This window comes from Bacillus hominis, assembly GCF_018332515.1.
GTDB lineage: Bacteria > Bacillota > Bacilli > Bacillales > Bacillaceae_G > Bacillus_A > Bacillus_A hominis.
On sequence record NZ_BOQD01000006.1, the window covers coordinates 1 to 12,848 of the forward strand.

Sequence of the window (12,848 nt, forward strand, 5' to 3'; positions counted from 1 at the left end):
TTCCGTAAAACATATAAATATACAACAAAAAACTTCCTCGTAGAGGTACTATTTATCCATTTATCCCGCATTAACAGGCCGTAAATTCGGCGAATGCGAGGAAGTTAGGTGGGAGAGATAACTGCCCGTAAATGCCCGATTGGTGAAGGCTAATAATCAGTGGGGATGGACAAAACCCCCACTGATTAAAGTTGCACTTTATTTCTTTTCTTTTGAATCAGAAGACTTATCTGTTCCGCTTGTTTCTTTATCTTTCTTTTCATCTTGCTGCGAAGTTGTGTCATCCTCTTTCTTTTTATCCTCACCTTTACTACAACCTACCATTAATAAAGAACTTGCAAGTGCCATAGCAGTTAATGACTTAACCCATTTGTTCATTTGCGTTTCCTCCCTTTGATAGAATATGTACAATCCCATATTACTCTTTATTTTTAAAGGAAAGATTTAAAAATAGTAAAGATACAGTAAATTTATGTAAATTTACTGATAACAAACCCACTCTTTAATCTTCACCCTCTAATTGGACATAAAAAAACTAAGGCGCCTTTCCTACCGCCTTAGCTTTTCACGCGAATTTTTCATTTTCATATACATGTTTAATCTTATATTCCTTCTTCACAACATATTGCCAAACATTATATGCATAACGGTTCATTTTCACAAAACAATTTTCCAGAAAAGAACGAAACTCCGGGTTCGCAACTTCTACTGCCACTTGAGCAAACTTTAATGCTAATCGTTTCAAATGTGTAATATAACAAATAGCAATCCCAATATCTCCTGTATATTCATTATCTGTTTCCCTATCCATTTCTGTAAATTCCGGCCACATTTGTTTACAAGTTATATGCTGTACATTTTCTCCTTCTTGAAAATTTACTTGTTCATTATACGCTTGTAACATATACGGTAAATGATGCTGCAAAATATCCTTTAATTCTTCATCTCGAACCTTGCTCGTGTATTCTCCAACTTTATATATAAGTGTGTAACTATATGTCATCAATTCTTTCATACAATCCATTAAAGCGCCTCCCTTCCTATTTCATCTCTATACTATAAATATGATGCGATAACATTTGATATTCTTGCTAGAAACCAATCCCATCTACTAATTTTCTCAAAATCTTCTTCAGAAAATCGTTTTGATTTATGAAAGTCTTCTTTTAATCGACTCCAGACGTCAGCAACGATTGTCTTATCATATATGACACAGTTCGATTCGTTATTTAAATAAAAGCTTCTATTATCAAAATTCGCTGTACCAATATCGACGATTTCCTCATCAATGATTGTCACTTTCCCATGAAAAAATCCATTTCGATATTGATAAATCTCCGCCCCAGCATCTAACATATCTTTCAAATGAGGATAGGCAGCTTGTTTTAACAATACGGCATCACTTTTAAAGGGAACGAGAATTTTCACACGGACACCACGATTTAATGCATCTTTCAGTCCTTTTACCATTTCTTTACTCGGTACAAAATATGGTGTAGCGATAATTAAGGTGTGTTTTGCCTTCTTTAATAGTGCCCCATACTTCTGCCATAAGCCTTTTCCATTCGAAAATATATATTGATATTTCACATTTCCTTGTACCGGTAACTCTTGATGTATAAGGAATTTCTCTCCCGTATCTTCTTGCCAATCTTCCGCAAACTTCCGTTCCATATCAGTAGCACCATTCCCTTCGATGCGTACATGATAATCACGCCACGGACCAAATTTAGGATCCTGTCCAAGATATTCCTTTCCGATATTGAAGCCACCAATGTACGAAACTTTCCCATCTATAGTAACTATGCGTCTATGATTACGTTGATGCAAAGAATAAAATAAGTTTTTTAATTTAGGTTTTTTACTAAATGTAAACTTCACGCCTTTTTCTTTTAATTGATTAATTATCTTTTTCTTAAGTTTATATCCACCTATACGGTCTACTGACAATTTCACATCTACTCCGCTAGATGCTTTTTTCTCTAATAACTGTAAGAATTCTTTGCTTACTTCATCTTTACCTACAATATAAAAATGAATATATACATTCTTTTCTGCACGCTTTATATCCTCAAATAAACTTCTATATAACTCATCACCGTTCGTATATAATTGAACATCCCCTGATCGAATTTTTTCTAATTCATATCCACTAGCCATTTTCTTCCCCATTTCCACATCAACGTTCATCCATACGAATACACCTATAAAACAAATTATTACAATTAAAAAGTGCTTCATGGATTATTCCCTTTCTCTAACTACTGTTATTCCTATATCTTTCCTTTTTTTTAACATTACCATTCAAAAAATATGTCATTGCATGATATACGACCATATCAAACAGGAGCTCATCTGCATATTGTATGTTGTATCTTAAAATAAAAGGAGGAAATAACAATGGGCTTCGCACATGGTAATGGATTTGCGCTACTAGTCGTATTATTTATCCTCTTAATTATCGTAGGTGCTGCTTGCTTCTGCTAAGCAGTTATTGTAATACGATATGCGGATGAACAAACTATAAAAGCGGACACCTATTTTTAGGTGTCCGCTTTTCATTTCAAAAATAGTACCACTAGGAAAGTATTTTACATCAAAAAGTTAGCAGTGTAGCTACCTTCTTACTCTCCGCCTTACGAATATGACGCTGTTCTGCACGTAACACAGCAATTCGATGTAATTCTTTCTCCTCTTCTGTTTCTGGGATAACACGCGGTACAGGCACTGGATTATTCTCCTTACTAAGCGCAACAAAAGTAACGAATGAAGTTGCCGCTACACGTTTTTCACCTGAAATTAAATCTTCCGCTACTACTTTCACAAATATCTCCATAGAAGTTCTTCCCGTCCAAATTACGAAAGATTCATAACTAACACAATCTGAAGAACGAACTGGGTGTAAGAAATCTACCCAATCCATAGACGCTGTGACACATTCCATTCTCGAGTGTCTCGTTGCTGAAATTGAAGCAACCATATCCATCTCCGCCAATATCTTTCCACCAAATAGCGTGTTATGATCATTTAAATCTGTTGGAAATACTCGGCTCGTTTTAAACACTCTTGATTCATTTGCGGTTTTCCCCTTTACTTCTGCCATTGTTATCGCCCCTTTAATTATTTATCCCTAATATCTCAATAATTACTACACTAAGTGAATTACATGTTTAATATTAACAATTTTCAGCACTTTTAGTCCATAAGAAAGAACCGATTTTATCAATCGGCTCCTCTAAATACATATTGTTCTTTCGGCTGTTCAACTTTATTCCATTTCGTTACTTCTAACACTGGAATATTCGCATGAAACGGCTGATAAAATTCAGTTGAAATTTCTCCTTCCACCTGAATCCAATCATCATTTTTCCACTCTACACCTTCTGGTTTTTTAACTAACATACCATATACACCCGAATCCGCAACACAATGTATAATACCGAAACGGAATAAGAAATATTGTTCCTTTTTAGAAGAATCATCTCGGAAAACAAACCCTTTAAAAGATAATTTCTTCCCAGTAAACTCGCCAGGATAATTATAAATTGTCTCCATACCTTTTAAGAAATCCTCATCTTTTAAAGCAATATTATCTTTCGTAACAAACTCTTTCTTCCCTTTTTCCATTACACCACGATAGCCTTCTTTTCCGTAATAAATACTCGTATCAGGTCTTAAAAATTGCCTTGTCATAAATGGATCTTTACTTTCCGCTTGTGCAACAGGAAAGTGAAACCCCTTCGCCTTAACAATGTCCGAATCTAATGTTGCAATCGGGAAAAATAATCCTGAAATAATCGGAAAACAGAACAGAGTATAAGAAAACGTTCGTTTCCACCATGTATTTTCATCTTTTGAATGGTCATGCCCACAATGGCTATGATCACATCCACAATTGTGCTGTTCTTTTTCCTTTTGATGCTCTTTCTGGAAAACGATAATAATTTGTATAATCGTTAAGAATCCTAAAATAACAGCTGCAGTTTTTGATAAATAGGCGTACTTCATATTTATATACTTCGTAATGTTACCGGAAATATGAAGCTGTCCAATTAAAATTGTAAAACCTAATAATATATATGCTCGAAACATAACCTACCACCCCATCGCATAAATGAGTAGTGAGCTTGCATAAACAACAAGTGTAACTGTAACCGTCACAACAATTACAAATTTTGTTTTAAATGTCGCAAGCATCATAAACATATTTTTAATATCCACCATCGGTCCATATACGAGGAACGCGACAAGTGACGCTGTTGAAAATGTACTTTGGAACGAAGAAGCAATAAATGCATCTGCCTCTGAACAAAGTGATAAAATAAAAGCAAGTCCCATCATTACAGCTGATGAAGAAAACGGACCTTGTCCAATCGCAAGCAATGTTGAAGTTTGTACAAACGTTTGAACTGCAGCAGCAATTAACGCTCCTAACACTAAGTATTTTCCCATTGAGAAAAATTCCTCAACAGCATGTGTACATACATCCCACATTTTTTTACGTAACGGACGCTTATGGTTCACTTCTGGGAAGTGATCATCTCTTAATTGATGTTCTTTAAACATAAATGATAATATAATTCCAACTATAATTGCTACGATAATCGCTACAATAGAACGATACCATACCATGTGCATACTACTTCCAAAGGCAACATATGTTGCAAATAATACAACTGGATTAATAATCGGTCCAGTTAACATAAATGCAATTCCTGCATAGGGTGGAACCCCTTTTCCGATTAATCGTCTTACAATCGGAACAATTCCACATTCACATCCAGGAAACATCATACCTAAAAAAGTAGCTAATAAAACAGACAGAAATCGGTTCTTAGGCATCCACTTTGCCACCATATCTTCTGTCACAAACATTTGAATGAATCCTGAAATAAATACACCAATTAGCACAAACGGAAGTGCTTCGATTAATATCGAGATAAAGATTGTATTCATTTGCAGGAATGCTTTCGGTAATTGAAACAATTCCATGATGTATTTCCTCCATCTTTTCATTAACAATATGTAATTTTAACCCCATTTTATTATTTGAACAAGAGTTATATGGCATTCATAACCTTCATACACATTACATTTCACAAATTATATTCTGTTCCAAAATTGAGATTTCATAGCAAAAAAAGCTGCGCTAGCACAGTTTTATAACTATGCTAGCGCAGCTTTCCTATCATCAAAAGTAACGTTTCTTCCAAAAAACAAATGCTAAAGTGAAAGATAATGTTACACATATTATGAGTACAATTACAAACCCATAAGCCTCACCTTCAAACGGAACCTTTACGTTCATTCCAAAGAAACTAGAAACCATTGTTGGTAAAGATAAAATAATTGTAATAGACGTTAACAGTTTCATAACACTATTTAAATTGTTAGAAATAACCGAACTAAATGTATTCATCATTCCACTTAAAATGTGACTATATATTTCCGCCATTTCAATAGCCTGTTTATTTTCAATTAATACATCTTCTAATAGATCTTGATCGTCTTCATACATTTTTAAAAATGTGCTGTTTCGCATTAATTTTTGAATTACAATTTTATTTGCCTTTAATGATGTTGTAAAGTAAACTAAACTTTTTTCAAGACCGAGCAATGTGAAAATTTCTTTATTTTTCATCGACTTATTTAATTGGTGCTCTAAATCGATTGTTTTTCGATTAATTTGCTTTAAGTATCTTAAATAATAAGTAGAAATTGTATATAAGAGCTGAAGTGCGAAGCGCGTCTTTTTAAACGTATAAAATTCTTTAATACGTTGATTAATAAAGCGTTCAAAAATTGGATTTTCTTCTAAGCAAATAGTAACAAAACAATCTGGCATTACAATCATACCTATTGGAATCGTGTCATAAATTGAATTTCCTTCTTCATCATGTCTGACTGTCGGAATATCCACGATAATTAAAGTATTATTGTCTTCTTTTTCAATACGAGAGCGTTCTTCATCATCCAAAGGGTCTTTAATGAAATCTAAGTCTACATTTAAAGTTTGTACTAGATACTGAATTTCTTCTTCTGTTGGATGAAGTACATTAATCCAGCAGCCCTTTTGCATTTCCTCAATCTCTTGTAGTTTTCCGTTTCGGTCTGTTAAATAAATATTTAACATACTATCACCCCGATTCTTTTTACATGTGGGAATCTACCTCACTTAAACAACAGTTTTTGAACCGCTATTTTCAGCATATGAAACAAACGATTAAATTTCAATAGAAAAATTATTTTGAAAACGTTTTTTTAAGAAAAATCTTGTAAACATAGAAAAAGACAGAGTGCTCTCTGCCTTTAAAAAAGCTTATGTTGCCTTTATAACATATTTAGAAAGCATCCACAAGTTAAAGCCGACTGAAATCGTATAGCCAGCGTATGTTGAAATGATAAAACTTACATAATCAAAATACGGTAGCAATACAATATTTAAAACTACCTTCACAGTTATTCCGATTACTAATCCTAGCACTGTTTTCTGTTGTTGATTAATTCCTTGTAACATGGCAGCGGTTACTGTAAATAGCGAGAATAGTATACAAGCAGGAGCATAATATTGCAAAATAACACTGCCCATCTCTGGATCATTTCCAGCACCAAATAAAAGAGTATACACTGGTTTTGCTAAAACCATCATTCCAATCGCCGCCGGTACGGTAATTCCTACCACTAATAAATTTGTCCTTGTAAAGTGTTTATACAGTAGCTTCTCATTTCCCGCTGTATAAGCTTTCGTCATCTCAGGTACAAGGGACATACTAAAAGCCGTTGCAACAGAAACCGGGATAAGTACAACCATCTGAACAAGGCCAATAATCGCATTAATCTTTTCTGCTTCTCCTTGCATATATCCGATTTGTATTAGTAGTTTATTAATTGTAAATGTATCAATCGTCTGATATAACGGAATCGCTAATCCGACTACAACAAACGGTATTGAATATGTAAAGAGCTCCTTATACAACGAGAAAAATGATTTCGTTGTTTGTGGTATACTGGCAATCTCTTTTTTCTTTAAATGTTTTCTCCTTCTTATATAATACGCACTTAAAACGCTTAATCCACCCAGTGCTCCCATAAATGCTCCAAACGTTGAAATACCAACTGCCAACGAAACAGAAGCTTTTATAACATATAAAATGACAAAACTTCCTATCAAAATGGTTAAGACCCGAAAAAATTGCTCTACAACTACACTGAGCGCAGAAGGTCCCATAGATTGAAAACCTTGAAAGAAACCACGTAACAAGCTCATTACAGGAACGAGTAATAACGCAAAACTTACAATTTGAATATTGTAAGTGACCGCCGTTACACTATTCCCCGACTGATCGTTTCCATCGATTACAAGTTCAGCTAAATGCGGCGCTAACATATATAACGTAACACACGAGATAACCCCCATTAAAAGCATAAAAACAATGCCACTCTTTAATACTCTCTTAACAGTATGGTAATCATTGAGTTGATCATATTTTGAAACCATTTTTGAAACGGCAAGTGGCAATCCCATCGTTGCAATACTAAGCATAATTGTATAAGGGCGGTATGCATACGTATATAATACGTACCCACTCGTACCGACCATTGCTGTAAATGGTATAACATATATAAACCCTAACATTTTAGATATCATCGTTGCCATCGTTAAAAATATCGTTCCACGTAAAAACGGTGATCCTTTCATCACATTCCCCCGCTACGCTTTATTATTACACATTATGGACAACTCCTTTTTTTTAGAACCGAAACAATTAAAAAAAGCCAATGAAAAATCATTGACTTTAATGAGTTGTTTTTCTCTTTTTCAAAAGCTTTAAACCGAAGTAAAGAGCAATAAAGAAAACCGCACCTATAATTATGTAATGTGTGTAATCAGATGCATACTCTTTAATATGTCTCCAATTTCCACCAAGCTTTTCACCTAAGTATATAAATAGAATTGACCATGGAATGATCGCTACAACTGTATACAGTGTGAAAAGTTTTAATGGCATCTTAGCTAGTCCTGCTGGAATTGAGATTGCATGACGTACAACTGGGATAAAACGTGCCGAAAATATTACTCCCGCTCCGTAACGCTTAAACCAATTTTCTGCTATGTCTAAATGGTGTTTATTAATAAGCAGATACTTCCCGTATTTCTCGACAACCGGACGCCCTCCGTAGTATCCAAGCCAATATAAAAAGATTTGTGCTAACGTACCACCGATTGTTCCAGCGATAACAGCTCCGACAAAACTAATTTTTTCTTGTGCAACTAAAAATCCCGCATACGAAAGAACAATTTCACTCGGGATAATTTCAATCATTAAACCTAGTGCTACTCCAAAGTATCCTAGACTTGCAAAGAATTGCAATAACTGATCTATTATATTTGCTAACATTTTCTTTTCTATCTCCTTTTTTTTCTTCACATACCATCTCATTATCACATAAAGGTTGCAATCTGCCAATATAATCATGTGAAGCTCTTCACCTAGCTCATAGACTTTAAAGAGGACTATACTATATTCTTTTTTGTTAAAAGAATATGTACAGCCTTTCATCAATATACCCTAAAAGGATACTTGATTCATTTAATTAATCAAGTATCCTTTCCTTATTTCGATCTTTCATAAACGCAAACATTTCTTTAATCTGCCATTCTGTATTTCTAGCAATTGATAAATCTGGCAATTCATCCTCACCAAAAAAACCTATTTCTTCTGTTTCAATACTAGTTTTCTTTTCTCCACCTACAATCTCACATCCAATGAAAATCTTATATACATGTGTTGCTGAAGGTGATGGTTGATGTTTTTCTTTATCGAATATAGCTAATAACTTAAAATGAGCTACTTCATATCCTGTCTCTTCTAAAACCTCTTTCGCTGCGACTTCTGTTGGAGTGTGACCAATATCGGCCCATCCACCTGGCAATGCCCATTTCCCATCACTTTTTTCTTTCACAAATAATAGTTTTTCATTTTGAAAAATTACTGCTCGTATATCCACTTTTGGTGTTTGATAGCCTGTCTCACTTGCAAATAATTTTTCCACTACTTCCCAATCTGTTTTTGTGTAATGTGACATCATAGAAGTTGAAATATCTCTTAATTGTTGGAAACGCTCTATATCATACACATCCTTGGAATACGTTAACCCTGCCTGGGCTATAGATTGTATTTGTTTCACCCAATCAATCCATTTAATCGTCATCTCTACACAACCCCATTCTCTATTATATTCATACTATTTCACTTTTTATCGATACTTCTTTATTATACAAAAAAAGAGATTGATAATATTTCAATCTCTTCAAAATTAATCCAATTCATGTAAGTGGTCTTGTATATACTTTCTTCTTTTATTTATATATTCACAAATCATATCAGCCTCTTGGTCAAATGTTTCTAGTTTTTCTTTCATATATGGATCTTGTATTAAATACGGACGAATCGATTCACACATTCCTTCTACTTTCGGCCTCATAAATGAAACTGTAAATTGTTCTTCTAATATTTCTTCTAAAATACTTCGATATTGCTTTCTAAATACAGGTATATCTAACAGCCTTGCACTTAACGTGTTATACCCTTGAATGCGAATATATTCATGATTAAGCGGTCTCCCTTGTACATCTCGCCCCCAAGTCGCATCATAATCCCACGGTATGACTTCAAATAAATTTGTTTCATCGTTATGATATAGCGCATAGTTATGAACGAAACCATCAAAATTTTGCGTAAAAATAATTCCAGCTAACCATCGTAAATATTTATCTACATTTAGAAACTTCCCAATTTCTTTTTCATAATCTTCCCTCGACAAAGTATTCGCTTGAAATACAAATTCACTCAGTTGTTCTTCACTATTTTCATTCGAATATTTAAATTCATACCCTGCAAAGAGCTCTGTCTTAACATCTTTATCTCGCTCACTCATTAAAGAAAAGTTCGCGTCATCATCGATCGCATAATAAATAGAACCACTCGGCAACCCTCTACTTTTTAAAAAGTTTTCATCAACTGATTCTAACTGTAAATATACCCCTTGAATTTGACCATTAATTTTTATAAATACATGTTGTGACTTTGGTGAAAGTACACCAATATCATGAAAGAAATCTAGAGATAATTTATTTCGTATGATAGACGGATCCATAAACTCAGAATTTAAATGAAATTCTTTCGCACCTTGAAATTTTTTCGGTTTATAAAACATAACATGATAAGATTTTTTCTCGAATTCACGAATATGAGCACCACGGTAGACAATATCAATGTCATACTTCTTTTTTCCATAAGTTAATTTTGCTGGCACTGGACTCTCTGACCAAATGTCTTTTTTCAATTCCACTAAGTACATTGGATGAACAAAAAAATCATATGAAGGCAGCATGTTTTCTCATCCCTTCTCAGTTCTCTTCATTCAATGTATGCACCACGCCTTGTCCATACATCCGCTATCATCCATTTATATAAAATTACACTCTTGTCCTGTTCAGAAAGAAAGCGTATCTCATATCATGTTAAGGAAAAAGAATACCTTTTCAATTTAATACACGATAAGGAGGATTTCTATGAAACGTGATATCAGAAAAGCTGTTGAAGAAATCAAAAGTGCAGGGATGGAGGATTTCTTACACCAAGATCCAAGTACTTTTGAGTGCGATGATGATAAATTCTCTCATCATAGATGTACAACAGGGCGTAAATGTACAACAGGGAATAAATGCACAACAGGACGTAAATGTCCAAGAACAAGATGTACTCGCGTGAAACATTGTACTTTCGTTACAAAATGTACTCATGTAAAAAAATGGACATTTGTTACAAAATGTACTCGTGTACGCGTGAAAAAATGGACATTCGTTACGAAAGTTACTCGTAGAAAAGAATGCGTTATAGTTACTAAACGTACTCGCGTGAAAAAATGTACTTTCGTTACAAAATGCGTTCGCTTTGAAAAGAAATGTTTCTGGACAAAACGATGTTTCTGTAAAAAATGTGTATTTTTCCCTCATAGCCATCATGGTTCTTGTGATGATTCGTGGGATCATGGTAAGGACTGTCACGATGACGGGCACAAATGGGACGATTGCAAAGATTGCAGACATAAGTCCTCTTCTTGCAAAAACAAGAAATTCGATCACTTCTGGTATAAAAAGCGTAATTGCTAGTTTTTTATTCCCACAAAAAAAGGCCGTTTTGCGGCCTTTTTTTACTTTTCCTGAAAATGACTTGTATCTGCAAATTGTTTTACTTTACCAAAATTTTCATCAAATTCAATCACACTAAGACTCGCACTATGCATAAATGGCTCTCCCCATACATGTTCAATTTCAACACCTGCAAAATGCCCTACAAGTAATTTCGCTGCTGCAGCATGAGAGACAATTAAAATATTTTCACCTTTATGCTTTTCTAAAAGAAAGTGTATCCCTTCAATTACTCTTTTATGAACGGCCGCGAAGTTTTCCCCTGATGTTGATTGAAAAAGATGTGGTTCATTCCAAAATAAATGTACTTCTTCTGGATATTGCATTTCCAAATCAGCAATTGTTTGCCCTTCCCATGTACCCATATTTATTTCATAGAAACGTTCATCTGCTATAATTGGAATATTGCGTTCTCCTTTAATCAATTCAGCAGTATGAAGCGTTCTTTCACTTGGACTACTATATATGGCATGGAGCGGTAAATCCTTCATACGCTCCCCTAATTGTTTCGCTTGTATCATACCATTCTCAGTTAATGCTGAATTTTTTCGCCCTTGCATCCGCTTTGCTACATTCCATTCTGTCTCACCATGCCTTGTTACATATACCGTTGTCTTCATTTCCCATTCCCCCTTACCATTTTGGCCGCAATTCCCATGGCTCTATTCTCCCTACAATCCATTCTGTGCATTTACTTTCTATTCCTTTTATAACTCCGTCAGCTATCTCTTCATGAGTAAGCCACCTTGCATATGTATCTTCTAAAATAAACCCTAATATAATTCTATAATAACTACATAATGCCCCGCCTATTTTCTGTGACTTCGTACGTGATGCACTACTACCTAATATATGAAATAAACTGTACTTTTCCGACGACAATTCTACCTCATTACAAATGAGTCGTAATGCATGCTTAGCACTCGAATGTACCCATGCGACAACTAATGTAATTGGACCATTTTGTTCAATTGTACTTTTAATAGATTGCTTTACATCATCGTCATTTTGATAATCTACAGAAAGGCCCGTAATATTTCCCGGTACAGAACTCCCTTGCTTAACATTTTCCAATTTCGCACTATCTCGTCCAATAATAGAAACGTGAAACCCTTGCTCACAAAGCCACATAGACACTTTCTTTAACATCCCTGTTCCACCAATTACAAGTGCATGCAAATACTCGTCCTCCTTAGTAAAATGTCATATGAGGTTTCTCATCCTTATAATAATTTAGACGGTCTTGCAATGTCCCTGAATGAAACTCAAACTTGTGACCATCAGGATCAACAAAATATATAGACTCACAATCTCTTACATCTCGTTCTCTACCCTTTAAAATATGAACTCCGTTTTCTTCTAATCGCTTTAACAAATAATTAAAATCTTCTTGTTCTACAGTGAATGCAATGTGCGTATAAGATTGATGAATTTCATTTCTCGGAATATGTGCCTCTTCATTAAGTGCTATCCATATCCCGCATATATTAAAATATGCAAGTTTTCTCCCTTTAGCCAATAATTTTCCTTCTAGTACTTTTTCGTAAAACATAATAGATTTTTTCAAATCGGAAACTGAAAAGCAAAGATGATTGATTCCCTTTAACAACTATGGCTCCCCCTTATACAAATA

The 12,848-nt window shown here is 34.4% G+C and carries 16 protein-coding genes; 2 read left to right on the forward strand and 14 right to left on the reverse strand.

The window, feature by feature from the left end; translation table 11 throughout:
• Window positions 1-198 precede the first annotated feature (198 nt).
• From KI356_RS00980 to cls, 3 genes are all read right to left on the reverse strand, one after another.
• A complete protein-coding gene (locus tag KI356_RS00980; protein WP_128279792.1) occupies window positions 199-378 on the reverse strand; it encodes a hypothetical protein in 180 nt (59 codons plus the stop codon).
• A 187-nt stretch (window positions 379-565) separates the two neighbouring features.
• Window positions 566-1,024, reverse strand: a complete 459-nt coding sequence (locus tag KI356_RS00985) for a spore coat protein (protein ID WP_128279791.1) — start codon at window positions 1,022-1,024, stop codon at window positions 566-568.
• A 32-nt stretch (window positions 1,025-1,056) separates the two neighbouring features.
• Window positions 1,057-2,241 (reverse strand): cardiolipin synthase, encoded by a 1,185-nt coding sequence (gene cls, locus KI356_RS00990; RefSeq protein WP_128279790.1) that lies wholly within the window; start codon window positions 2,239-2,241, stop codon window positions 1,057-1,059.
• Between the two features lie 159 nt (window positions 2,242-2,400).
• Here cls and KI356_RS00995 point away from each other — a divergent pair, with 159 nt between their 5' ends.
• The gene (locus KI356_RS00995; protein ID WP_000505094.1) at window positions 2,401-2,487 is read left to right on the forward strand and encodes a YjcZ family sporulation protein; all 87 of its coding nucleotides are present in this window, start codon (window positions 2,401-2,403) and stop codon (window positions 2,485-2,487) included.
• Window positions 2,488-2,596: 109 nt separating this feature from the next.
• Here the strand turns inward: KI356_RS00995 and KI356_RS01000 are convergent, their stop codons facing one another.
• The 8 genes from KI356_RS01000 to cotH form a co-directional block, all read right to left on the reverse strand.
• Window positions 2,597-3,103 (reverse strand): acyl-CoA thioesterase, encoded by a 507-nt coding sequence (locus KI356_RS01000; protein ID WP_098219103.1) that lies wholly within the window; start codon window positions 3,101-3,103, stop codon window positions 2,597-2,599.
• A gap of 119 nt (window positions 3,104-3,222) precedes the next feature.
• Window positions 3,223-4,092, reverse strand: a complete 870-nt coding sequence (locus KI356_RS01005) for a TIGR03943 family putative permease subunit (protein WP_128279788.1) — start codon at window positions 4,090-4,092, stop codon at window positions 3,223-3,225.
• A 3-nt stretch (window positions 4,093-4,095) separates the two neighbouring features.
• Complete coding sequence (locus KI356_RS01010; RefSeq protein ID WP_002118586.1) at window positions 4,096-4,992, reverse strand: permease; 897 nt, start codon at window positions 4,990-4,992, stop codon at window positions 4,096-4,098.
• 199 nt (window positions 4,993-5,191) lie between these two features.
• A complete protein-coding gene (locus KI356_RS01015) occupies window positions 5,192-6,133 on the reverse strand; it encodes a magnesium transporter CorA family protein (protein WP_002148556.1) in 942 nt (313 codons plus the stop codon).
• 186 nt (window positions 6,134-6,319) lie between these two features.
• Entirely contained in the window at window positions 6,320-7,699 is a 1,380-nt protein-coding gene (locus KI356_RS01020) for a putative polysaccharide biosynthesis protein (RefSeq protein WP_212934597.1), read from the reverse strand.
• A 97-nt stretch (window positions 7,700-7,796) separates the two neighbouring features.
• Window positions 7,797-8,399: an undecaprenyl phosphate transporter UptA gene (gene uptA / locus KI356_RS01025; protein WP_212934615.1), complete on the reverse strand. Its 603-nt coding sequence runs from the start codon at window positions 8,397-8,399 to the stop codon at window positions 7,797-7,799.
• Between the two features lie 196 nt (window positions 8,400-8,595).
• Window positions 8,596-9,213 carry an NUDIX hydrolase N-terminal domain-containing protein gene (locus KI356_RS01030; protein ID WP_212934598.1) on the reverse strand — a complete coding sequence of 206 codons (618 nt, stop codon included), beginning with the start codon at window positions 9,211-9,213 and terminating at the stop codon, window positions 8,596-8,598.
• Window positions 9,214-9,318: 105 nt separating this feature from the next.
• Window positions 9,319-10,395: a spore coat protein CotH gene (gene cotH / locus KI356_RS01035; RefSeq protein WP_212934599.1), complete on the reverse strand. Its 1,077-nt coding sequence runs from the start codon at window positions 10,393-10,395 to the stop codon at window positions 9,319-9,321.
• A 181-nt stretch (window positions 10,396-10,576) separates the two neighbouring features.
• Between cotH and exsB the strand changes: the two genes are divergently transcribed.
• A complete protein-coding gene (exsB, locus tag KI356_RS01040; RefSeq protein WP_212934600.1) occupies window positions 10,577-11,176 on the forward strand; it encodes an exosporium protein ExsB in 600 nt (199 codons plus the stop codon).
• Window positions 11,177-11,217: 41 nt separating this feature from the next.
• On the opposite strand, the gene KI356_RS01045 is transcribed toward exsB, so the two are convergent.
• The 3 genes from KI356_RS01045 to fosB are packed head-to-tail and all read right to left on the reverse strand — an operon-like array spanning window position 11,218 to window position 12,824.
• A complete protein-coding gene (locus KI356_RS01045; protein ID WP_212934601.1) occupies window positions 11,218-11,835 on the reverse strand; it encodes a phosphoserine phosphatase 1 in 618 nt (205 codons plus the stop codon).
• Between the two features lie 13 nt (window positions 11,836-11,848).
• Window positions 11,849-12,394 (reverse strand): short-chain dehydrogenase, encoded by a 546-nt coding sequence (locus KI356_RS01050; RefSeq protein ID WP_212934602.1) that lies wholly within the window; start codon window positions 12,392-12,394, stop codon window positions 11,849-11,851.
• A gap of 13 nt (window positions 12,395-12,407) precedes the next feature.
• Window positions 12,408-12,824, reverse strand: coding sequence for a FosBx1 family fosfomycin resistance bacillithiol transferase (gene fosB / locus KI356_RS01055; RefSeq protein WP_002118569.1), 417 nt, complete (start codon window positions 12,822-12,824; stop codon window positions 12,408-12,410).
• Window positions 12,825-12,848: the final 24 nt, after the last annotated feature.

Excerpts from the sequence above, each read along its gene's own strand:
- KI356_RS00980 (WP_128279792.1), bottom strand. The coding sequence starts at position 378 with ATGAACAAATGGGTTAAGTCATTAACTGCTATGGCACTTGCAAGTTCT.
- KI356_RS00985 (WP_128279791.1), bottom strand. The coding sequence starts at position 1,024 with ATGGATTGTATGAAAGAATTGATGACATATAGTTACACACTTATATAT.
- cls (WP_128279790.1), bottom strand. The coding sequence starts at position 2,241 with ATGAAGCACTTTTTAATTGTAATAATTTGTTTTATAGGTGTATTCGTA.
- KI356_RS00995 (WP_000505094.1), top strand. The coding sequence starts at position 2,401 with ATGGGCTTCGCACATGGTAATGGATTTGCGCTACTAGTCGTATTATTT.
- KI356_RS01000 (WP_098219103.1), bottom strand. The coding sequence starts at position 3,103 with ATGGCAGAAGTAAAGGGGAAAACCGCAAATGAATCAAGAGTGTTTAAA.
- KI356_RS01005 (WP_128279788.1), bottom strand. The coding sequence starts at position 4,092 with ATGTTTCGAGCATATATATTATTAGGTTTTACAATTTTAATTGGACAG.
- KI356_RS01010 (WP_002118586.1), bottom strand. The coding sequence starts at position 4,992 with ATGGAATTGTTTCAATTACCGAAAGCATTCCTGCAAATGAATACAATC.
- KI356_RS01015 (WP_002148556.1), bottom strand. The coding sequence starts at position 6,133 with ATGTTAAATATTTATTTAACAGACCGAAACGGAAAACTACAAGAGATT.
- KI356_RS01020 (WP_212934597.1), bottom strand. The coding sequence starts at position 7,699 with ATGAAAGGATCACCGTTTTTACGTGGAACGATATTTTTAACGATGGCA.
- uptA (WP_212934615.1), bottom strand. The coding sequence starts at position 8,399 with ATGTTAGCAAATATAATAGATCAGTTATTGCAATTCTTTGCAAGTCTA.
- KI356_RS01030 (WP_212934598.1), bottom strand. The coding sequence starts at position 9,213 with ATGACGATTAAATGGATTGATTGGGTGAAACAAATACAATCTATAGCC.
- cotH (WP_212934599.1), bottom strand. The coding sequence starts at position 10,395 with ATGCTGCCTTCATATGATTTTTTTGTTCATCCAATGTACTTAGTGGAA.
- exsB (WP_212934600.1), top strand. The coding sequence starts at position 10,577 with ATGAAACGTGATATCAGAAAAGCTGTTGAAGAAATCAAAAGTGCAGGG.
- KI356_RS01045 (WP_212934601.1), bottom strand. The coding sequence starts at position 11,835 with ATGAAGACAACGGTATATGTAACAAGGCATGGTGAGACAGAATGGAAT.